Here is an 18,916-nt window from a genome sequence, read left to right on the forward strand (position 1 = left end):
GAACTTGAGAGCGATCATCGCCGCAGTCTTATTTGCAGTCATTCTGGCTGTATTTATGACCACCACTATTTGCGGTTGGGACGGGCTGATGCCCGAAAACTTCCGGGTCATTCGTAGTTGCGGCACAACGGATTCACCAAACGAAGTTTTTCTCAGCTTCCTAGTATTTGGGTGTTTCCTCGGCGTGATCTTATCAATTTTGCTTCTTCTGGAGCGATGGGTTTTCAAAAGGTATCTTCCATGATCCGTCTCATCGAAAAAGGCCTGATGTTTGGCAACCTCGTCCACATTTCCAGCCCGGCCTTGGTCGAGCGGTATAACCGCGCTTTGCAGCATCTGACGGGCAAGACCACTGATCTGACAGATTTCCATGTAGATATCTCGGGCTATTCGCCCGAAGTGGGCCAGGAATTGGACGACCCGCTCTACCTCAACCCCAACGGGGTCAACCGGCAGTTCATCCTGTTGACGACCGAGCAAAAACGAGCGCCGTTGCTGAACGTCAAATTCTCGACCTCGCGCGATATTCTGCGCGAGTTCATCGAGATGAACGAGGCGCAATTGTTCGCCCTGACCGCCACGGATGCGGTGGCCGGAGAGCTGGTGAACTCGGTCTTCAAACTCACCACGTCCGCCGATCTTCTGAACTTACGAAAGATTGAGATTGAAGCCGACACGGTGGGCGGCACTCTGCGCAGGGCCGAACAACTTGCAGGTATGGTCGAACAGTTCAAAACCCAAGAGGACGCCTGGTTCGACGATGTGCTGATCGCCAAAATGATCGAAACCGCCAAAGAAACCGGCGACGTCACTCGCAATCCGATCCACCTGCGCCACACCGCGTTTGAGCAGCGCAATTTCTGGACGGCGCATTTCGGTGGGCTCTACCTGTTCCCCGACCTGGACTATCCGGCGGCGATTTGCATGGGCGACCGGGCTGATGATTTGCCGTTGAACCACGTGTTCGATCCGGTTCAACGGCACCAGATCGCGGCGTTTCTGAACGACAACAATCTGGTTGAAACGATTATCGAGGCGCGCGGTGTGAACTCGGCTGCTGTGTTGCAGCAAAAGATGGATTTCCTGACCATCCATGCCGCCGCCGACGCGGGCGTTGACCTGACCGGGTTGGACCGCAGCGACATGCGCCGTCTCGCCCGCAACCACGCCGGTCACTTGCCCGAGGCCTATCATGGCCTGGCCCAGTTGCTGCGCTGGGCTAGTGACGGGGGGCCGTGGCCGCGGATCACCTCGGACCACCCAGCTTATTTCTATACGCTGCGCGCCGCCGATACGCCGAACCGCGATCTGGTGAACATGCTACTGGCCGAGCTGGCCCCGCTGGACCCGCGCCAGATGTTCATCTGCCACAAAGAGCTGTTCTATCGGACCTATTCCACTTGGCCGGACACCAAGAAAGCCTATGTTGCCGACTTCCTCGCGCGCGAGTATCAGGTGGACAAAGCCGGTGCCCGCGCCGCGCTGTTCGGTCATGAACCGGATATGAGCGGCACCGACCGGGTCAGCGACGCGGTCATCGCGCGGGTCGGCCCTTGGGGCGCGGTAGGGAGAAGCTGAATGATCGTCGCAATCCGTTTTCTGATCCCCTTACTGGTAATTCTGACAGTGATTTATGTCGGGTTGTCGATCTATTCCCGTCTGATACGCCGTCGTAAACTGATCGCACATTGGGAAAAGAAAGGGCTGCACGGCGATCGTGACGCATTTCTACAGCGGGGGATGCGGCAGTATGATAACTCGTTTCGAAAGAAACTGTTGCTGGGTGTCTATGTCATCCCGCTGGGGGGCATTGCCCTGCTGATCTATATAACAAATTTCATGTGAGGGCCGAATAGATGGTCTATATCAAATGGGCATTCATCATCGTCTTCTGGGGGCTGGTTGCTTCGGTTCTGGAATACACCCTGCCGCAGCAGGATGTGGTGCGGATCGTCAAGACCGAGGTGCGGCGTGTCGATTTCGGTGAGAACTCGATCTTCTGGGCGCAGCAGGATACCGGGCAAGAGGGCGCGCAAACCGTCAATCGCGATGTGCGCTTTGTCGAAACCTTCCGCCCTAATGGCAAACCGCGTGTTTACCGCAATGAAGATACCGGCTGGGGATGGCCACCATACTTCAAACTCGATAGTTCGAACCTGCAGGCCGAACTGACCAATTTGGTCTCGACTGCGGATAACCCGCAATGGGTGGTGCTACGCCATTACGGCTGGCGCAATCAGCTAATGTCGATCTTTCCAAATGCTGTTTCTGTTCGCCCGGTCGATAGCCCCGATGTGCGGCTGATACCTTGGTTCAACATCATTTTCCTGACCGTCTTTTTCGCGATCGTCTGGGCCATATGGGTGCGTTGGCGCAGGTTCCGCGCGGCACGAGTCGATCCTGTGATCGAAAACGTCGAAGACGGGTTATACGCCGCCGGGGATGCGATTGGAGAGCAAAGCAGCAGGTTCAGGAAGTGGCTGGACAGCTGGAAATCCAAGTAATGCCCGTTCTTCTTTCGGAAAAGGTAAGATGGGGCCCATGGACCCGCCGCACCCTTAACGCACTACAAATTCCGCGTGCAATGCCCCAGCGGCTTTGATCGTTTTCAGAATATCGATCATGTCGCGGGGGGAAACGCCTAGTGCGTTCAGGCCGGCAACAACCTCTGATAGGGTTGTTGCCTCGGGGATTTCGGCCAAACCAGTCCCTTCTTCTTCTTCGATCCCGGCGATCGTTCGGGGGACAACAACTGTTTCACCACGCGCAAACGGGTTGGGTTGTACTGCAATAGGTGCTTCTTCTACCGTGAGGGTCAGGTTCCCCTGCGAGACTGCAACGCGCGAAATGCGGACTTCTTGACCCATGACAATCGTGCCAGAGCGCTGATCCACGACGACGCGCGCTTTGGTTTCCGGCTCAACCAGAATGTTTTCGATCCGACCCAACGCATGCGCAGTCGAGATCGACTGTGTCGCGGCAATGTTCAACTCCACCGTGCCAGAATCTCGCATGATGGCAACGGGGCGATTAAATTCCGTGTTGATTGCAGACTCAATCCGGCCAGCAGTAGTAAAATCCGGCTCTCTGAGCGCCAGCCGCATTTGTGTCAGTGACGAAAGGTCAAAATCAATCTCGCGCTCGACCCTCGCCCCAGAGGGGATGACGCCAGAGGTCGGAACCCCGCGCACGACAGACGCGGCTTCGCCCTCGACAGCAGCACCACCTGCCAGAACGGTGCCTTGGGCGACCGCATAGATCTGACCGTCCGCTGCGTTCAAGGGCGTCATGATCAGGGTGCCTCCTAAAAGACTGTTGGAATCCCCGATGGCTGAAACCGTCACATCAATCTGGCCACCGACCCTGGCAAATGGTGGCAAGCTGGCGGTTACCAACACGGCGGCCACGTTCTTGGGTCGAAAATCCTCACCGTTCACGTTCACGCCCAAACGCTCGAGGATGTTGGACATGATTTCCTCGGTGAACGGGGAATTGCGCAGCCCATCCCCTGTTCCGTTCAGGCCAACCACAAGGCCATAGCCGACAAGGTCATTTCCCCGAACACCATCAAAGTCCACGAGATCTTTCAACCGGATCGCGCCGGCCGAGGCCAGACTAGGCAGCAACATCAAAATGAAAACCAGAACTCTCATCTCAGGAAGTTCACCAGTGACAGGTTCGCGTTGCGAACGGTTACGGAATACAGGCTTTCCAATTGAAACTGGACTGTCTGCAACTGCGCAGCGGTTTGATAAGGGTCCGCGGCAATCAGTTCGTTTCGACTGAATTCAAGGCTTGTCATTGCTGCGCTGTTGCGTGTTGCCGCCTGATCAATTCGGGCTTCTGCTGCACCGACCAGAGCGCGCAGGTTTACTGTTTCATTTTGCGTGTTGGCCAGATCGACACCCAACTGCTTGAACAGCGCGGTTCGTTGATCACGGCCGGAATCTGCGTAACCAGCCCATCGCCTACGGTGAGAATCGCATAGGTTTCAAACGCCGAAGAAACCGGCATCCCATGGACGATCACCCCCATGATCAGTCCCATCACAAGGTTCAACAACGTGATCAGCAGACCCGCAACCGCGTCTCCTTTGACGAATTTCGATGCACCATCAAGTGAGCCGAAAAAGGTAGTCTCTTGCTGTTCCCGTTCGCGCCTTTCCTTGGCCTGTTGATGGTCGATGGCACCGGCGGACATGTCGCTGTCGATGGCCAGTTGCTTGCCCGGCATCCCGTCCAGCGCAAAGCGCGCGCCGACTTCGGCCATGCGGGCGGCGCCCTTGGTGATGACCATGAAATTCACGATCAGCAGCACGCCGAATACCACGAGACCCAGAAAGATGCTGCCGCCCATGACGAAGTTAGCAAACCCCTCAATCACGTCGCCCGCGGCGTTGGGGCCGGTATGGCCCTGACCGATGATCAGCTTGGTCGAGGACACGTTCAGCGATAGCCGCAACATAAGTGAGGCCAGCAGGATCGTCGGGAAGGATGAGAAATCCAGCGGCCGCTCGACAAACAGGGTCAGCGTAAAAATCAAAATGGCCAACGCGAATGAGGCCGCCAACCCAACGTCCAGCACCCAGGCTGGCATCGGCAGGATCATCATTACGATGACCGTCATCAGAGCCACTGCCAGCAGTACGGTCGGGGAAAACAGGGAACGGGCGTCGATCTTGGGCACGCGAGGCTCCTAGTTGAAGGAAATGAAGGCAGAGGCAGATCCGGTCGCCGGCATCAGCGACCTAAGCGCGCCAGCGGGCGCTTGGTCGGCCCGCAGCGGGATCAGCGGAGACGCCGATCCGGTAAACGGATAGCGTGACGCGATGGCGCGTGTTTCGTTGTAGTCCAACTGCGCCAAGACACGCTGGAACCTATCAGAATAGGTCTGTGCCAAATGGGGTGTGCGCGAGTGGTATGCCCCCGCAGCCGCGGTCCACGAGCCGAGCTCAGCATAATGATCTTTCAGGAACCGTGCGGCGTAAGTGGCGTTTTCATCGGGGTCAAACATTGCGTCGATGGAACGGAACGCCTTGCCATGCCAGCGGTAGTTGATCTGGAAACATCCAATGTCAAAGCTGCGTTTTCCTGCCTTGAAGATATTGAAAACATAAGACTTTGCCTCAAACTCGGATTTGAACCAAAAGCCCTTTCCTTCGACATTGATGGCCCACGGCCAAGGCGAAAGCCGTCCGTCAATGGCGCGGCCTGTTTCAACGCGTGTTATGGCGTGCAACACCTCAAGCGGGACGCCTTCGGACGTAGCCGCGCGCTGGGCGGCCCGATCGCATATGTCTGCAGTGCGGAGGTTGGGTATGGCGAGCGCCTGTTGACCCACGCAAAGCGCAAGCGCCAAAAGTCCTGAAATCGTGCGATGGGGCATTCTGCCGGTCCGGGATTCTGATCAATCCGGGTCAGGTTAGCTGCGGCAGGGTTTACAGAGGGTTAGCGCCCAATCATTTCCGGTCGATCCTGCGGCCAAAAACAACGCTGGTATTGGTGCGCAGAACACCGGGGATTTTAGCCAATTCGTCAACCAGAATATCCAGGTCCTCGATTCTGGGGGCTTCGGCGGACAGAAGCAGGTCAAACTCGCCATTGATCGACAGACACCGCTTGACCTCTGGGTAAGCCTCAAGCCGTTTGATGATGCGGGTCGTCTCTTTCTGTTGAACTTCCAGCATCACCACGACCTGAACACGCGGGGTGTCTTCGGCCTTGTTGAGCACAACGGAATACCCTGCGATGACTCCGCTTTCCTCCATCCGCCTGATCCGCTCATGCACGGTTGTGCGTGCCAACCCAAGTTTGGCTGCGATCTTGGTAGTTGATTCCCGCGCGTTGTGTTGCAGTGCGGCGATGATACGACGGTCTAGTTGATCCATAACGACAAGGTGTAAGGCAGAGTGGGGCACAGCCTCAAGGCTTGGACGCATCTTTACCTGCGGTTCCCTCGGGTGATTTTTCAGGCCACAGCACACTGACAATGACAAGACCAGCAAACGCAGCAATGGTCATCCAAGTCAGCGTCACTGCCGTGCCTTTCGTTGTCATTAGCCAACCGGCCAATGGATAAAGCATCAGCCAGCATAGATGTGACAGTGTAAACTGCGCGGCAAAAACGGCCGGGCGGTCTTCTGGTTTCGCGGATCGGGACAGTAAGCGCCCGGACGGTGTCAGGGTGGACGAATACCCAAACCCAACGCAGGCCCAGATCAAGGCGAGTGTAGGGAGTGTCATCGGGAAATTGGCAAACAGATAAGCAGCCATGGCCATGAAAATTGTGCCTGTGGTGGCCCCGAACAGCATAACCGAGCGGTCCCGAAACCTGTTCAGCAAAGATGGCAGAGTGATGGCTGCCAGCATTGATCCCCCTCCGAATCCGGCCAAAGCCAGTGCGACTGCGCTTTCCGGTAACCCCATATCGGTGCGCACGATGACGACTGTGTTCACGATGACCATCGCGCTGAGGGCGGCAGCGGTCCATGTCAGGGCCAGCAGCGCCCGCAGACGCGGAGTGTTCAGGTAGATACGAATGCCACGGGTTGTGCGGTCGTAGATCCCGCGGGGCCGTGTCGGCATCGGCGAAGGCAAGGCGACCGAAACGACCAGCAGAGCAGAAGCGACAAAGCCCAAGGCGGTGCCCCAGAACAGGTTGTCGAAGCTGACGATAGTCAGCAAAGCTGCAGCCAAGGATGGGCTCAGGACACTTTCCATATCATAGGCCAGCCGGGACAGCGAAAGGGCCTTGGTATAATCCTGTTCGTCAGTCAACACGTCGGGGATGGTGGCCTGAAAGGCCGGAGTGAAACCGGCAGACGCCGATTGCAGGATGAAGATCAGCACATAGACCTGCCAGACTTCGGTTACGAAGGGCAGGAACACCGCGACGGCTGCGCGCACGATATCCAGCACAACAAGCATTTTGCGCCGATCGACGCGCTCGGCAAACGCCGCAGCCAGTGGTGCTACGGTGACATAGGCTACCATTTTGATTGTCAAAACAGTTCCAAGCACCAATGCTGCAGCGTCTTGTGCGAGGTCAAAGGCCAGCAAACCCAAGGCAATTGTTGCCAACCCGGTTCCGGTCAAGGCCGCGACCTGCGCGGCCAGCAAGTGGCGGTAGGTTCGGTTGCGCAGCACGCTCAGCATTTGCGATACCTCGGGGTTTCCTAAGCGCGATATTAACGACACGGGGGTGGCCGCCATTTTCCAGCACTGGAACGCGAGGTCAATAAACCCGCGCATATAGGCCGCGTTCCACGGATGGCGTTGAGTTTACGGATCAAACCGCCTATCTCGGAGGCGAAATCGCACAAAGGACAAGCTCGTTGGCCAACCATCTCTATAAAAACGACCTGCCGGACGGGTTGGACCTTGGCCCTGTCGTGGCCATCGACTGCGAAACCATGGGTCTGAACCCGCATCGGGATCGCCTGTGCGTGATCCAGATGTCGGGTGGCGACGGAAACAGCCACATCGTACAAGTGGAAAAGGGTCAGACCAAAGCCCCGAACCTGTGTGCGATGCTTGAAAATCCCAATGTGTTGAAACTGTTCCACTTTGGCCGTTTTGACATCGCCGCGATGTACCATGCCTTTGGTGCCCTGGCCGCGCCTGTCTATTGCACCAAGATCGCCAGTCGTCTGGTGCGCACCTATACCGACCGTCACGGACTGAAAAACCTGTGTCAGGAGCTGATCGGCGTCGACATCTCGAAACAGCAACAGATGAGCGATTGGGGAGCGGAGACCCTGACCGACGCACAGTTGGAATATGCTGCCTCGGACGTTTTGTACCTGCACCGCCTGCGCGAGGCGCTGAACGGGCGGCTGGCCCGCGAAGGCCGAACGGAAATGGCTCAGGCCTGTTTTGACTTCTTGCCGATGCGTGCGAAACTTGACCTCGCCGGTTGGCCCGAAACGGATATTTTTGCGCACTCATGACCGATACCGAAGCTTTCCTGAGAACCGCCCGACAGGTCGTCACCGACGAGGCCCGCGCGCTTGACGTGCTGGCCGATAGCCTGAACGAAGATTTCGCCGAGGCCGTGCAGCTGATCTTGCAGGCGACAGGCCGTATCATCATCAGTGGCATCGGCAAATCCGGGCATATCGGCCATAAGATTGCGGCGACATTGGCGAGCACCGGAACACCCGCTTATTTTGTTCACCCGGCCGAGGCGAGTCATGGCGATCTGGGAATGGTGTCCAAAGAGGACGTTGTTCTTGCGATCTCGAATTCGGGCGAAGCGCCTGAACTGGCAAACCTTCTGGCTTTCACGCGCCGCTTTGGCATTCCGCTGATCGGCTTGTCCAGCAAACCCGAAAGCACGCTGATGAAACAAGCGGACGTGCATTTGCTGATCCCGTCGATGGGCGAGGCGTGCGGGTTTGGAATGGTGCCTTCCATCTCGACCACGCTGACGCTGGCGATGGGGGATGCGCTGGCGATTGCGCTGATGAAGTATCGAGATTTCAAGCCCGAGGACTTTCGCGCATTTCATCCCGGCGGCAAACTGGGTGCACGGCTTAGCACGGTGCGAGATTTGATGCACACGGGCAGTGCTTTACCGTTGTTGGCGTCAAACGTCGCGATGAGCGACGCGCTGATCGAAATCAGCCAAAAAGGCTTTGGCGTCGCCGGCGTGACAACGGCTGACGGACAACTTGCCGGGATCATCACCGACGGGGACCTTCGTCGCCACATGGACGGTTTGCTGACCAAAACCGCAGTTCAGGTGATGACGGAAAACCCGACCACTATTGGCCCCGACGCGTTGGCAGAAGAGGCAGTGGCCATCATGAATGATCGTAAGATTACGTCTTTGTTCGTTGTCGAACCGGATGCAGACGGGCAGACGCTGGGCCTGCTGCATATCCACGACTGCCTGCGCGTTGGACTGGGTTAAGAGGGCGCGACCGTGGACAGCCATTCACGCATGGTGCAATTCCTCAAGGTGCTGCTGCCGTTGGTGGCCATCGTGATGCTGTCCACCGTGTTCCTTCTGTCCCGCAGTATCGAAACCGACGTCAAAGTTCCCTTCACACAACGCGATATAGAAGAACGTCTGGCGGATCAGATCGTGACTCGGCCCAATTATCGCGGAACCACGCGCAAGGGCGAAGAAGTTCAGATCGAAGCAATCCAGGCCACACAAGGTACCGAGAACTCGGTCCCGACAGCATCCGAGTTCCGTGGGCGGCTGGGGCTGTCTAACGGGGGTATTATCACTCTGGATTCGAACTCGGGCATGATCCGTCCTGACAAGAACACTGCGACCTTCATCGGTGATGTGGTGATCACGACCACTGACGGAATCGAAGTGACCACGAATTTGCTGAACACCGCGCTGGACGAGATACGCGGCGACACTCCGGGTCAGGTCAATGGGACCGGAGTTATCGGAAATTTTTCAGCAGGTCGCATGACCTTTGGGGCCGAAAAAAAGGACGGCCCGGTCCATATTATTTTTACAGACGGCGTGAAACTGATATACGAGCCGAAAAGAGCAGAAAGATAGCCTGTGTTCGATTTTCGAATTGCCCTTGTCGGAATTGCCTTGTTGAGCAGCACTTTTTCAGTGTCCGCTCAGGAAACACAAGTGGCGTTTGGCGCACAAAAAGCTGACCCCAGCCTGCCAGTCGAAGTCACGTCTGAATCGTTGAACGTGAATCAGGAAGATGGCTCGGCCGAGTTCATTGGCAATGTAATTGTCATTCAGGGTGAAATGCGCCTGACGGCCGAGCGCGTGCTTGTCATCTACAACGCGGATCGGTCTGGCATTGAGCGTATGGAAGCGACCGAGGATGTGGTTCTGGTCAGCCCGCCAGATGCAGCTGAAGGGGATTGGGCCGAATATACCATCGATTCGGGTGTGATCGTCATGCGCGGCAACGTTCTGCTGACGCAAGGGCCAAGTACGATCAGCGGCGACCAGATGAACGCCAACCTGACGACAGGTACGGCGACCATGACGGGCAACGTTAAAACCATTCTGCAGCAGGGTGCCAACTGATGGCTGGACCGAACCTGAAACTGGCTCAGGGCAGTTCGGGGCTCAGGATCGAAAAGCTGCGGAAGTCTTATCGGAAAAAGACCGTCATCCGAGATGTGTCAATGACGTTGGACCGATCCGAAGTGGTCGCGTTGCTGGGGCCGAACGGGTCCGGCAAGACCACCACTTTCTATTCTGTTGCAGGGTTGGTTTTTCCCGAAGCTGGTCGCGTAACCATCGATGGGCAGGTGGTGACGACCCTTCCAATGTATCGCCGGGCGCGGCTTGGGATCGGATATTTGCCGCAAGAGATGTCGATTTTTCGCGGGATGAGCGTTGAAGACAATATCTCGGCTGTTCTGGATATCACTGTGGGGCACGCCCATCGCCGCAAAGAACGCCTGGAAGAGCTGCTGTCCGATTTCTCGATCGAGCATCTGCGCCGTGCGCCCGCGTTGGCCTTGTCGGGTGGTGAGCGCCGCCGGGTCGAGATTGCGCGTTGTCTGGCTGCCGATCCAAAGTACCTGTTGCTCGACGAACCTTTTGCCGGGGTCGACCCGATCAGCGTGGGTGACATCCGTCATCTGGTCGCTGATCTGAAAAAACGCGGGATCGGGGTTTTGATCACGGATCACAACGTGCGTGAAACGCTCGAGATCGTGGACCGCGCTTATATTTTGCATGACGGTCAGGTACTTATGTCCGGAACACCGGACGAAGTCGTTGAAAACGAAAACGTGCGGCGCGTCTATTTGGGCGAAAACTTCCGTATTTCATAGGTTTGCGCGGTATTGCGCCGAATGCATGGCGGAAATCTCGTATATACACGCCTGTTTTGATTGACTCTTCCGCCGTCTCTTGCCTCAATTGGGTCATGGCATTTTTTCGGTTCCAGTCTGGATCACGATGCCCCTTCTTGGAAGGGATCAAGTTCCGGCTACCGCGGAACATGCCGATACCCCCCACCCGATAAAAAGAAGCGCGCTGTGTTACGCAGCGTCAGAATGGGTGTGAATTGTGAAGGAGATCACATGCGTTACCAAATCAGCGGAAAACAGATCGACATCGGTGAAGCACTTCAGACCCATGTGCAGACCGAACTTGGCGAGGTTGTGGGCAAATACGCCCAGCGACCGACCGACGCCAATGTCGTCTTTTCCCGTTCTGCGCATGAATATGTGTGCGAGACCACCGTACATCTTTCCACCGGCCTGACGGCGCAGGCCAAAGCCCATGCTACCGAGATTTACGCGGCATTCGAGGGGTGCTGTGACAAGATGGAAACACAATTGCGCCGCTATAAACGCCGCCTCAAGGATCACCACAAGGATCGGGTCGAGCCGGTTGAACTCTTCGGAGCTTCCTCTTATATCCTCGCCTCTGACGAATCTGAGTCGGCAGATGAGCCAGAATCTCTGCAGCCGATGATCGTGGCTGAGATGGAAACCAAGATCCCATCGCTGAGTGTTGGTGAAGCCGTTATGCAGATGGAATTGGCTGGTGCCCCGGTGCTGGTGTTCCGGAATGAGAACAAGGATGGATTGAATGTCGTGTATCGTCGGGAAGACGGTAACATAGGCTGGATCGATCCATAACAGGCAAGATTAGAAAGGCGTGCCCCTGCATTGGCAGGGGCTTGCCATTGGAGCAAAATCATGGAGCTTTCGAGCATTCTGAAGCCCGAAGCAGTACGTGTATTGTCAGCCGCTTCCAGCAAGAAGCGGCTGTTTCAGGAAATTGGCGATGTTGCTGCGGCAACCCTGGGCCTGGACGAGCAAACTGTCGTTGATGGTCTGCTCGAACGTGAAAGCCTTGGGCCCACGGGTGTGGGCCATGGCGTTGCGCTTCCCCATGCGCGTCTGACTGAAATCGAACAGGTCGCTGGCGCGTTTGTCATGCTGGAAAAGCCCATCGATTTTGGCTCGGTTGATCGTCAGCCAGTCGATATCGCCTTCGCGCTTTTCGCACCGGAAGAAGCGGGTGTAGACCATCTGAAAGCGCTCGCGCTGGTGTCTCGTACCCTGCGTGACACAGCGGTTTGCGCCAAGCTGCGGGCCAACCCTGACCCGGTCAAGCTCTATGCAATCCTAACCGAGGCGCAATCGATGCAAGCGGCCTGATCCTGCGCTTGAAGCGTACTAACGAAAAAGCCCCCGATAATCGGGGGCTTTGTTTTTCCACGCTACGGCGGTGGTCAGCCGCCGGTTCCCATTTCCAACGTCCACCAGATTTTTCCACCCGATTCTTGATGCCAAGCAAATCCCATCTGCGTGGCTTGAGGGTCCAGTATCACTGATCGTGGACCGGGTTCCTGCATCCAGGCAGCCAATGTCTCGGTTTCGGTTTCGAAGGTTTCCGAAATAGCTTCGCCCAGGAATGTGCCGTAATACCCAACGCGCGCGGCCCGATCTATTGGGGATGATCCATCGGACCCAAAATGCCATGGCCGGTTTTGGCGTGCCATATCTTTGGAATGTGTGGCAGCCGCAGCATTGAGCTGTGAATTCAGTTGCACAGGCTGCAGACCCGAAGCCTGCCGCAGTGCGTTAACCGAATCAAGCATGCGGAACTGCAGCTTTTCGGGATTGCCGCGAATCTTGTAAACGGTGGGCAGCGGACGGCCATCCGCACCAATCGTCGTGGTTGAGCTTGGGGTACAAGCCGCCACAGCAGCAAAACATAAGAACAGAAGTGTAATAATACGCGTCATGGTCGACCTGATTTTTGTGTCATCTTACGCAATAGCGCGACCAACGGGCTTGGGCAAACCTGCAATGGCTGATTCCCGCGTGATTTTGCCGGTTTGATTTGCGATTGACGTATTCAGGCAATAAAATGCGTCAAATTCCTTTTCTGGTTTAGCAAAGGACCGACACAAATGGTCAAGAAACTCATTCCTTCCTCGCGCCGCGGATTTCTGGTCGGTGCGTCCGCCTTTCTGTCTACTCCGGCGATTGCTCAGTACATTCCGGGCGATCCTCTGCGTCCGGCACCCGAACCCGAACCGCAGGTGCGGCGAAACATTTCGGGTTTCCGTGCTTTGGACTGGCAGCCCTATTTTGACAACACGCGCAATGGCGCAATCCTGGTCGATACCGTTTCACGGGCACTGCATTATTGGTCAGACGACCAAAGCGTGTATAAACTCTACCCATCATCGGTTCCGCTGACCGAAGAACTCACGCGTCGCGGTCGCACAAGCGTCATTCGCAAGGTCGAAGGGCCCAGCTGGGCGCCGACACCTTCGATGAAGAAGCGAAACCCCGAATGGCCGGACTATATCCCACCGGGTCCAGATAACCCGTTGGGAACGCACGCTTTGTATCTAAGCTGGAAGTACTACCGAATCCACGGAACCCACGATACGCGCAAAATAGGGCGTCGGTCTTCGAACGGATGCATCGGTCTTTTCAACGAAGATATCGCCGAGCTGTTTTCGATGGCGAAGGTTGGCACTCAAGTGTTGCTAATTTGACGACAAAACCGCGCATGAAGTCGCTTGCGAAGCAACTTCCATTTGCATTCCAGTTGGATAGCTGGTTAGAAAAAAACACGAGGTAAGTCTTGGGTGTGCGGTTTCGCTATCTGAAACCGTGCTTATTCTGGAGGTTAATATGAAGAAACTCGTTCTCGCCGCTGCACTGACTGCTGCTGCTTCGACCGCTTATGCTGGCAACCTGGAAGAGCCGGTTGTTGAAGCACCTGTTGTTGTCGAAGAAACTCAGGGTTCGTCGCAGGGCATCATCCTGCCGCTGATCCTGCTGGTTGTTGTTGCAGCAGCTGTTGCAGCAAGCTAATTCGATACGAATTATCCAAGAAAAAGGCGGTGGAGAAATCCATCGCCTTTTTTGTGTCTGTTCGCCGGCCCTGACAGAGCTGGTCAGTCCAGCCAGCCTTTCAAATTGTCCTCGATTACTTTGCCCAAAGCAGCAATGTGCGAATCGTCGTCGTTGAGGCAGGGAATATAGGTAAAGCTCTCGCCGCCGGCCTCTTCAAAGCTTTCCTTGATCTCTTCGTTGATTTCTTCCAGCGTCTCGATGCAATCGGCCGAAAACGCAGGCGCGATCACCGCGATATTCTTTTTCCCCTGACGCGCCAGTTCTGCCACGTGATCGACCGTGTAAGGCTTCAGCCATTCCTCGGGGCCGAATCGCGACTGGAAGGTTGAGACAAGCTGATCATCCGCCCAACCCAGCCGTTCTTTCAGAAGGCGAGAGGTTTTTGCACATTGGCAGTGATAGGGATCGCCCTGCTGCAGATAGCGGTCCGGCATTCCGTGATAGGAGCAGACCAGAATATCGGGCTTGGTCTCCATCGCGGCGTAGGCCTGTTCCACCGACCCGGCCAAAGCGTCGATATAGGCAGGTTCGTCGAAATAAGCCGGAACCGTGCGGCTGGCGGGTTGCCAAGCCTCCTCCATCAGGGCGCGGAAGAACTGGTCATTGGCAGTAGCGGTCGTTGCACCCGCGTATTGCGGGTAGAGCGGAAAGAACAGGATGCGATCACAGCCCGCGGCCACCATCTCGCGAACTTTGGATTTGGTTGAGGGGTTGCCGTATCGCATACAGAAATCGACCATCACCTGATCGCCATAGCGCGCCTGCATCGCATCGCGCATCTTGGCTGTTTGGTCCTTTGTGATTGTCATCAGCGGGCTTTCGCCCTTGTCGTGGTTCCAGATCGACTTGTACGCCTCGCCCGAGCTGAAGGGCCGTTTGGTCAAAATGATCCCCTGCAGGATAGGCTGCCATTTCCATTTCGGATAGTCGATGACGCGCTGATCCGACAAGAACTCGTTCAGGTAACGGCGCATGGGCCAATACGTATAGTCGTCCGGCGTGCCCAGATTGGCCAGAAGAATGCCGACGCGGCCCATTTTCACCTTCGGGTGGTCGGCAGGGGCATGGGCGGGGCGAGTGGCGTCAAACATGAGGGGCTTCCTGAATTTCTTTGTACCGGGCTGAGATAAACGGATTTGTCCAGTCGTCAATCGGTCAGTTTGCCCTCTTTTGTGCCCAGCGCTTCAGCAAGGCGGGTTTGGGCCGATCCAGGGCGCAGGGGCTTTTGCTGACTGTCATCAGGGGACCAGCCGGTCAGGCAGATCAGTTCATAGGTGGTGTTCAGCCGCCCTTCGGGCGTTGCAAAGTGATCGGCGTATATCTGCTGGGCGCGGTCAAAGACCTGTCGCCGGGTGGGGCGTTTGATGCGGTCGGTCAGGCTGTTGGTCTCACCCATGGCACGCAAGTCCTGCATCAGGTGCCGCAGGTCGCGGTATTCCGCCGTCAGTCGCGCCGTATCTGCCACCGGCAAGGCCAGCCCGGCCCGTTGCAGCAAGCCGCCCAAATCACGCAGTTCGCCCATCGGTGCGATACGTGGGCTGAGCCCGCCAGAGATTTCGATCTCGGCCTGTCCCAAAGCGGCGCGTAGTTCGTGCAAGGTTTCCCCGCCTAGGCAGACCACCAGCAGCAGCCCGTCAGGCTTTAGCGCCCGATGGCATTGGATCAACTGGCCTACGGGGTCGTTGGCCCAGTGCAGCGCCAACGCGTGGATCACCAGATCATGCGCGCCAGGGATCAGGTTCAGCACCTCATCATCCGCCACGATCTGCGCTTTTGGCATCACATCTCGCCAGACATGGGCGAAGGGCGTCACCACAGCCGGAGCCGTAAAGGTTTTGTTAACCATGCTGAGTCGATCCTGAACCTCGTCCACGGCGGCGCGGTGCAAGAACAGCGCCTCGTCCCGCGCGCGGGCGCGATGCAGGGTCAGGGCCTTGCGGTCGAACAGAGAGGGTGCGTTGGAAGCAGGCAGTTTCATAGGGCGCAAGTATCGCATCTGGCCGCGGATTCAAACCGCCCTTCAGATGATCTATCCACCCCGCTGCATGGGGTGTGGAGAGCTGACCGAGTCCGATTTCGGCCTCTGCGGCCCCTGTTGGCGCGACACGCCCTTTATCGGAGGGGTGGTCTGCGAAAGCTGCGGAATGCCTCTGCCTGGTGTGGCAGATGGCCACCGGATTGAATGCGACGACTGTATGAAAACGCCCCGACCATGGCAGGACGGACGCTCGGCGCTGTTGTATGATGGTAAGGCACGGGGGCTGATCCTTGCGTTGAAACATGGCGACAGGCCGGAATTGGCACGTCCGGCGGCGCGGTGGATGGCGCAGGCGGGTCGAGATTTGTTCCGCGACGATATGTTGCTCGCCCCGGTACCTCTGCATTGGTCCCGATTGTTGAAACGGCGCTATAACCAGTCGGCCCTGCTGGCGCAGCATCTGGGGCGGCACACGGGGCTTGAGGTCTGCCCTGACCTGCTGATCCGATGCATCAAAACCCCGGTTCTGGATGGAAAAACCGCCGCGCAGCGGGCCGAGACGCTGGAAAACGCTATTGCGCCGCATCCCAAACGCTTAAACCGGATGCACGGGCGGGATGTGCTGTTGGTGGATGACGTGATGACCTCGGGCGCGACGCTGGCGGCTTGTGCGCGAGTCTGTCTTGCGTCGGGCGCAAGTCATATTTTCGTGTTGACCCTAGCACGCGTTGCCAAGGATACCTAATTCGCGCAGGATTACGCGAAACCCGAAGGGACGACTTATGAAACCGGTTGAGATTTACACATCGCCTCTGTGCGGCTTCTGCCACGCCGCCAAACGCCTGCTGAAACAGAAAGGCGTCGAGTTCAAAGAGGTCGACGTTCTGATGCACCCCAAGCGCAAGCCCGAGATGATCAAACGTGCGGGCGGCAAACGCACCGTGCCGCAAATCTTCATAGGCACCCAGCACGTGGGTGGCTGCGATGACCTGTACGAGCTGGACCGTCAGGGCAAGCTGGACCGTCTGCTGGCGGCATGAAGACTGCGCTGCTGCAGATCACCTCGTCGGATGATCCGTCTGATAATCTGAACATGGTGCGCGCCCTGATGGCCGAGGCTGCCGGGCAGGGCGCGCAGTTCATTCTGACGCCTGAGGTGACGAATTGTGTGTCTAATTCCACCACGCGCCAGCGCGAGGTTCTGCAGCACGAGGAAGACGACCAGACGCTGGTGGGTCTGCGCGATCAGGCCGCCGCGCTGGGCGTTTGGCTGCTGATCGGCTCGCTTGGGATCAAGACGCATGACGCCGATGGGCGCTTTGCCAACCGATCCTACATGATCGACCCGCAAGGGCAGATCGTGGCGCGCTATGACAAGATCCATATGTTCGACGTGCAGGTCTCAGACTCCGAGACCTTCCGCGAATCGAAAAACTACCGCCCCGGCGACCGGGCGGTGATTGCGCAGACCGATTTCGGCAAGGTCGGCATGGCCATCTGCTACGACATACGCTTTCCGCATCTGTTTGCCGCCTTGACGCAGGGCGGGGCGCGGATTCTGACCGTTCCGGCGGCATTTTCGCCGGTCACCGGCAAGGCGCACTGGGAATCGCTTCTGCGCGCACGGGCGATTGAAAACGGAGCCTGGGTACTGGCCCCGGCGCAAACCGGCGCGCATCCGAAAACCCGTGGCAAGACCCGCCACACCCACGGTCACAGCATGGTTGTGGCCCCATGGGGAGAGGTCGTCATCGACGCAGGCACCGATCCGGGCATTCACATTTTCGATTTGGATGATAGTTCTGTGACAGAGGCGCGCCGCCGCGTGCCCTCATTGACGCACCTGCGGGCTTTTGACGGCCCCTGATCCAGAGCCGGACCCAATGACGGACGACACCAATGCCCTTGCGGTCACGCTGTTCAGCGAGATCCTGACCGCCGACCAGCTATTGCGCAACCGACTAAGCCGGGTGCTGCCCAAGGGCATGGAAATCTCGCATTTCTCGGTGCTGAACCATCTGGTGTTTGTCGGCGATGAACGCACACCGGCGCAACTGGCCAGCACCTTCCATGTGACGCGTGGGGCGATGACCAACACTTTGGCCAAGCTGGAATGGGCCGGATACATCCACATCCGTCCCGACTGGGACGACGCCCGCCGCAAGATGGTCGCCATCAGCCCAGCCGGTCGCCGCGCCCGCGATCAGGCGATTTCCTCGATTGCACCGCTGATCAACCGCGTGGTCGGAGAGTTAGGGTTGGAGCGGGTGCGCAGCACGTTGCCCGTGCTGCGGGATTTGAGGTTGCAGTTGGAGGGGGAGTAGCCTCACCCGGGCTTCACACTCGCCGTCACATAATTCACGCTTAGATCGCGGTCCGAGATCGACCAGCTCCACAGGATCGGGTTGAAGACGAACCCCTTGCGGTCCACTGGCTCCAGCCCGGCTTGGCGCAGCAGGTCGAACAGCTCATCGGGGGTGATGAACTTGTTCCACTCATGCGTGCCGCGCGGCAGCCAGCGCATGACGACTTCGGCCCCGAAGATGGCCATCGCATAGGATTTTGGGTTGCGGTTTATGGTCGAACATACCTGCAACCCGCCGGGTTTTAGCAACTGTTGTGTTGCGGTGAGATAACCCAGAGGGTCGGCCACGTGTTCGACCACCTCCATATTCAGCACCACGTCGAATTGCTCGCCCGCGGCGGCCATGTTCTCGGCGGTGGTGTAGCGATAATCGATCTCAAGCCCCGACTGCTCGGCATGAATGCGGGCTACGGGTAGATTGCGCTCGGCGGCGTCTGCGCCCACGACCGTCGCGCCCAGACGCGCCATCGGTTCGCTCAGCAGCCCGCCGCCGCAGCCGATATCCAGCAGGCGCAGGCCCTCGAAAGGTTTCGCAGCCGTCAGGTCACGGTCAAATTCACCCGCAATCTGCTGTGTGATATAGTCCAGACGGCACGGATTGAGCATGTGCAAGGGTTTGAATTTCCCATGGGGCTCCCACCATTCTGCGGCCATCGCCTCGAATTTTGCGATCTCGGACGGGTCCACCGTGTTCGGATGCGCTTGCATTCCTGTCTCCGTGTGCTCTTTTACGTT

Annotated in this window: 26 protein-coding genes and 1 pseudogene; 17 read left to right on the plus strand and 10 right to left on the minus strand. The window is 57.4% G+C overall.

Going from position 1 to position 18,916, the window contains the following annotated elements:
* Positions 1–4 precede the first annotated feature (4 nt).
* Genes ABWV79_RS05675 through ABWV79_RS05690 form a run of 4 tightly spaced genes read left to right on the plus strand, consistent with a single transcriptional unit; the run spans position 5 to position 2,504 of the window.
* On the plus strand, positions 5–244 hold the full coding sequence (locus ABWV79_RS05675) for a hypothetical protein (RefSeq protein ID WP_353390880.1): 240 nt from the start codon (positions 5–7) through the stop codon (positions 242–244).
* A complete protein-coding gene (locus ABWV79_RS05680) occupies positions 241–1,578 on the plus strand; it encodes a DUF6638 family protein (RefSeq protein WP_353390881.1) in 1,338 nt (445 codons plus the stop codon). The genes ABWV79_RS05675 and ABWV79_RS05680 overlap by 4 nt, the downstream gene beginning before the upstream one ends.
* Positions 1,579–1,845 carry a hypothetical protein gene (locus ABWV79_RS05685; RefSeq protein ID WP_170353799.1) on the plus strand — a complete coding sequence of 89 codons (267 nt, stop codon included), beginning with the start codon at positions 1,579–1,581 and terminating at the stop codon, positions 1,843–1,845.
* Between the two features lie 11 nt (positions 1,846–1,856).
* The gene (locus ABWV79_RS05690) at positions 1,857–2,504 is read left to right on the plus strand and encodes a DUF1523 family protein (RefSeq protein WP_170353798.1); all 648 of its coding nucleotides are present in this window, start codon (positions 1,857–1,859) and stop codon (positions 2,502–2,504) included.
* 54 nt (positions 2,505–2,558) lie between these two features.
* Here ABWV79_RS05690 and ABWV79_RS05695 read toward each other — a convergent pair whose 3' ends face one another.
* From ABWV79_RS05695 to ABWV79_RS05720, 6 genes and pseudogenes are all read right to left on the minus strand, one after another.
* A complete protein-coding gene (locus ABWV79_RS05695) occupies positions 2,559–3,653 on the minus strand; it encodes a flagellar basal body P-ring protein FlgI (protein WP_353390882.1) in 1,095 nt (364 codons plus the stop codon).
* Positions 3,650–3,910, minus strand: a complete 261-nt coding sequence (locus ABWV79_RS05700; protein ID WP_353390883.1) for a flagellin — start codon at positions 3,908–3,910, stop codon at positions 3,650–3,652. The genes ABWV79_RS05695 and ABWV79_RS05700 overlap by 4 nt, the downstream gene beginning before the upstream one ends.
* A gap of 23 nt (positions 3,911–3,933) precedes the next feature.
* A pseudogene (locus tag ABWV79_RS05705) lies at positions 3,934–4,686 on the minus strand (FHIPEP family type III secretion protein); the annotation flags it as partial.
* Positions 4,687–4,695: 9 nt separating this feature from the next.
* Positions 4,696–5,385 (minus strand): lytic transglycosylase domain-containing protein, encoded by a 690-nt coding sequence (locus tag ABWV79_RS05710; RefSeq protein WP_353390884.1) that lies wholly within the window; start codon positions 5,383–5,385, stop codon positions 4,696–4,698.
* A 73-nt stretch (positions 5,386–5,458) separates the two neighbouring features.
* On the minus strand, positions 5,459–5,938 hold the full coding sequence (locus ABWV79_RS05715) for an Lrp/AsnC family transcriptional regulator (protein ID WP_353390885.1): 480 nt from the start codon (positions 5,936–5,938) through the stop codon (positions 5,459–5,461).
* Positions 5,922–7,154 carry an MFS transporter gene (locus tag ABWV79_RS05720; RefSeq protein WP_353391695.1) on the minus strand — a complete coding sequence of 411 codons (1,233 nt, stop codon included), beginning with the start codon at positions 7,152–7,154 and terminating at the stop codon, positions 5,922–5,924. Before ABWV79_RS05720 ends, ABWV79_RS05715 begins: the two co-directional genes overlap by 17 nt.
* Positions 7,155–7,333: 179 nt before the next feature.
* Between ABWV79_RS05720 and ABWV79_RS05725 the strand changes: the two genes are divergently transcribed.
* The 7 genes from ABWV79_RS05725 (at position 7,334) to ABWV79_RS05755 (ending at position 12,119) form a co-directional block, all read left to right on the plus strand.
* Positions 7,334–7,948, plus strand: a complete 615-nt coding sequence (locus ABWV79_RS05725) for a ribonuclease D (RefSeq protein WP_170353777.1) — start codon at positions 7,334–7,336, stop codon at positions 7,946–7,948.
* A complete protein-coding gene (locus tag ABWV79_RS05730) occupies positions 7,945–8,913 on the plus strand; it encodes a KpsF/GutQ family sugar-phosphate isomerase (protein ID WP_353390886.1) in 969 nt (322 codons plus the stop codon). Before ABWV79_RS05725 ends, ABWV79_RS05730 begins: the two co-directional genes overlap by 4 nt.
* 12 nt (positions 8,914–8,925) lie before the next feature.
* The gene (gene lptC / locus ABWV79_RS05735; RefSeq protein ID WP_353390888.1) at positions 8,926–9,525 is read left to right on the plus strand and encodes an LPS export ABC transporter periplasmic protein LptC; all 600 of its coding nucleotides are present in this window, start codon (positions 8,926–8,928) and stop codon (positions 9,523–9,525) included.
* 3 nt (positions 9,526–9,528) lie between these two features.
* The gene (locus ABWV79_RS05740) at positions 9,529–10,020 is read left to right on the plus strand and encodes an LptA/OstA family protein (RefSeq protein ID WP_353390889.1); all 492 of its coding nucleotides are present in this window, start codon (positions 9,529–9,531) and stop codon (positions 10,018–10,020) included.
* Positions 10,020–10,778 carry an LPS export ABC transporter ATP-binding protein gene (gene lptB / locus ABWV79_RS05745; protein ID WP_170755376.1) on the plus strand — a complete coding sequence of 253 codons (759 nt, stop codon included), beginning with the start codon at positions 10,020–10,022 and terminating at the stop codon, positions 10,776–10,778. Before ABWV79_RS05740 ends, lptB begins: the two co-directional genes overlap by 1 nt.
* Before the next feature lie 252 nt (positions 10,779–11,030).
* Positions 11,031–11,594, plus strand: coding sequence for a ribosome hibernation-promoting factor, HPF/YfiA family (gene hpf, locus ABWV79_RS05750; protein WP_170353773.1), 564 nt, complete (start codon positions 11,031–11,033; stop codon positions 11,592–11,594).
* Positions 11,595–11,654: 60 nt separating this feature from the next.
* Entirely contained in the window at positions 11,655–12,119 is a 465-nt protein-coding gene (locus ABWV79_RS05755; RefSeq protein WP_170353772.1) for a PTS sugar transporter subunit IIA, read from the plus strand.
* A gap of 74 nt (positions 12,120–12,193) precedes the next feature.
* On the opposite strand, the gene dalA is transcribed toward ABWV79_RS05755, so the two are convergent.
* Positions 12,194–12,709, minus strand: a complete 516-nt coding sequence (gene dalA / locus ABWV79_RS05760) for a divisome-associated lipoprotein DalA (RefSeq protein ID WP_353390891.1) — start codon at positions 12,707–12,709, stop codon at positions 12,194–12,196.
* Between the two features lie 168 nt (positions 12,710–12,877).
* Between dalA and ABWV79_RS05765 the strand changes: the two genes are divergently transcribed.
* Positions 12,878–13,474 carry a L,D-transpeptidase gene (locus ABWV79_RS05765; protein ID WP_170353770.1) on the plus strand — a complete coding sequence of 199 codons (597 nt, stop codon included), beginning with the start codon at positions 12,878–12,880 and terminating at the stop codon, positions 13,472–13,474.
* A 139-nt stretch (positions 13,475–13,613) separates the two neighbouring features.
* Positions 13,614–13,796: a hypothetical protein gene (locus tag ABWV79_RS05770; RefSeq protein WP_010442520.1), complete on the plus strand. Its 183-nt coding sequence runs from the start codon at positions 13,614–13,616 to the stop codon at positions 13,794–13,796.
* Positions 13,797–13,879: 83 nt separating this feature from the next.
* Here the strand turns inward: ABWV79_RS05770 and hemH are convergent, their stop codons facing one another.
* Together hemH and ABWV79_RS05780 are read right to left on the minus strand one after the other, a co-directional pair.
* Positions 13,880–14,929: a ferrochelatase gene (hemH, locus tag ABWV79_RS05775; RefSeq protein WP_353390893.1), complete on the minus strand. Its 1,050-nt coding sequence runs from the start codon at positions 14,927–14,929 to the stop codon at positions 13,880–13,882.
* A gap of 56 nt (positions 14,930–14,985) precedes the next feature.
* On the minus strand, positions 14,986–15,816 hold the full coding sequence (locus ABWV79_RS05780) for a methyltransferase domain-containing protein (RefSeq protein WP_353390894.1): 831 nt from the start codon (positions 15,814–15,816) through the stop codon (positions 14,986–14,988).
* Between the two features lie 46 nt (positions 15,817–15,862).
* Here ABWV79_RS05780 and ABWV79_RS05785 point away from each other — a divergent pair, with 46 nt between their 5' ends.
* Genes ABWV79_RS05785 through ABWV79_RS05800 form a run of 4 tightly spaced genes read left to right on the plus strand, consistent with a single transcriptional unit; the run spans position 15,863 to position 18,140 of the window.
* Entirely contained in the window at positions 15,863–16,561 is a 699-nt protein-coding gene (locus tag ABWV79_RS05785) for a ComF family protein (protein WP_353390895.1), read from the plus strand.
* Between the two features lie 37 nt (positions 16,562–16,598).
* The gene (gene grxC, locus ABWV79_RS05790; RefSeq protein ID WP_170353766.1) at positions 16,599–16,856 is read left to right on the plus strand and encodes a glutaredoxin 3; all 258 of its coding nucleotides are present in this window, start codon (positions 16,599–16,601) and stop codon (positions 16,854–16,856) included.
* Positions 16,853–17,683 carry a carbon-nitrogen hydrolase family protein gene (locus tag ABWV79_RS05795; RefSeq protein WP_353390896.1) on the plus strand — a complete coding sequence of 277 codons (831 nt, stop codon included), beginning with the start codon at positions 16,853–16,855 and terminating at the stop codon, positions 17,681–17,683. The genes grxC and ABWV79_RS05795 overlap by 4 nt, the downstream gene beginning before the upstream one ends.
* 16 nt (positions 17,684–17,699) lie before the next feature.
* Positions 17,700–18,140: a MarR family winged helix-turn-helix transcriptional regulator gene (locus ABWV79_RS05800; RefSeq protein WP_170353764.1), complete on the plus strand. Its 441-nt coding sequence runs from the start codon at positions 17,700–17,702 to the stop codon at positions 18,138–18,140.
* 2 nt (positions 18,141–18,142) lie between these two features.
* Here ABWV79_RS05800 and ubiG read toward each other — a convergent pair whose 3' ends face one another.
* Positions 18,143–18,889, minus strand: coding sequence for a bifunctional 2-polyprenyl-6-hydroxyphenol methylase/3-demethylubiquinol 3-O-methyltransferase UbiG (gene ubiG, locus ABWV79_RS05805; RefSeq protein WP_353390897.1), 747 nt, complete (start codon positions 18,887–18,889; stop codon positions 18,143–18,145).
* Positions 18,890–18,916: the final 27 nt, after the last annotated feature.

The organism is Ruegeria sp. HU-ET01832 (genome assembly GCF_040371315.1).
Classification (GTDB): domain Bacteria; phylum Pseudomonadota; class Alphaproteobacteria; order Rhodobacterales; family Rhodobacteraceae; genus Ruegeria; species Ruegeria lacuscaerulensis_A.

Bases quoted from the DNA above. Each gene is read 5' to 3' on its own strand.
- ABWV79_RS05680 (WP_353390881.1), top strand. From the start codon at position 241: ATGATCCGTCTCATCGAAAAAGGCCTGATGTTTGGCAACCTCGTCCAC.
- ABWV79_RS05795 (WP_353390896.1), top strand. From the start codon at position 16,853: ATGAAGACTGCGCTGCTGCAGATCACCTCGTCGGATGATCCGTCTGAT.
- ABWV79_RS05710 (WP_353390884.1), bottom strand. From the start codon at position 5,385: ATGCCCCATCGCACGATTTCAGGACTTTTGGCGCTTGCGCTTTGCGTG.
- ABWV79_RS05685 (WP_170353799.1), top strand. From the start codon at position 1,579: ATGATCGTCGCAATCCGTTTTCTGATCCCCTTACTGGTAATTCTGACA.
- ABWV79_RS05690 (WP_170353798.1), top strand. From the start codon at position 1,857: ATGGTCTATATCAAATGGGCATTCATCATCGTCTTCTGGGGGCTGGTT.
- dalA (WP_353390891.1), bottom strand. From the start codon at position 12,709: ATGACGCGTATTATTACACTTCTGTTCTTATGTTTTGCTGCTGTGGCG.
- ubiG (WP_353390897.1), bottom strand. From the start codon at position 18,889: ATGCAAGCGCATCCGAACACGGTGGACCCGTCCGAGATCGCAAAATTC.
- grxC (WP_170353766.1), top strand. From the start codon at position 16,599: ATGAAACCGGTTGAGATTTACACATCGCCTCTGTGCGGCTTCTGCCAC.
- hemH (WP_353390893.1), bottom strand. From the start codon at position 14,929: ATGTTTGACGCCACTCGCCCCGCCCATGCCCCTGCCGACCACCCGAAG.
- ABWV79_RS05730 (WP_353390886.1), top strand. From the start codon at position 7,945: ATGACCGATACCGAAGCTTTCCTGAGAACCGCCCGACAGGTCGTCACC.
- lptB (WP_170755376.1), top strand. From the start codon at position 10,020: ATGGCTGGACCGAACCTGAAACTGGCTCAGGGCAGTTCGGGGCTCAGG.
- ABWV79_RS05720 (WP_353391695.1), bottom strand. From the start codon at position 7,154: ATGCTGAGCGTGCTGCGCAACCGAACCTACCGCCACTTGCTGGCCGCG.
- ABWV79_RS05695 (WP_353390882.1), bottom strand. From the start codon at position 3,653: ATGAGAGTTCTGGTTTTCATTTTGATGTTGCTGCCTAGTCTGGCCTCG.
- ABWV79_RS05800 (WP_170353764.1), top strand. From the start codon at position 17,700: ATGACGGACGACACCAATGCCCTTGCGGTCACGCTGTTCAGCGAGATC.
- hpf (WP_170353773.1), top strand. From the start codon at position 11,031: ATGCGTTACCAAATCAGCGGAAAACAGATCGACATCGGTGAAGCACTT.
- ABWV79_RS05715 (WP_353390885.1), bottom strand. From the start codon at position 5,938: ATGCGTCCAAGCCTTGAGGCTGTGCCCCACTCTGCCTTACACCTTGTC.
- ABWV79_RS05755 (WP_170353772.1), top strand. From the start codon at position 11,655: ATGGAGCTTTCGAGCATTCTGAAGCCCGAAGCAGTACGTGTATTGTCA.
- ABWV79_RS05780 (WP_353390894.1), bottom strand. From the start codon at position 15,816: ATGAAACTGCCTGCTTCCAACGCACCCTCTCTGTTCGACCGCAAGGCC.
- ABWV79_RS05770 (WP_010442520.1), top strand. From the start codon at position 13,614: ATGAAGAAACTCGTTCTCGCCGCTGCACTGACTGCTGCTGCTTCGACC.
- ABWV79_RS05765 (WP_170353770.1), top strand. From the start codon at position 12,878: ATGGTCAAGAAACTCATTCCTTCCTCGCGCCGCGGATTTCTGGTCGGT.
- ABWV79_RS05785 (WP_353390895.1), top strand. From the start codon at position 15,863: ATGATCTATCCACCCCGCTGCATGGGGTGTGGAGAGCTGACCGAGTCC.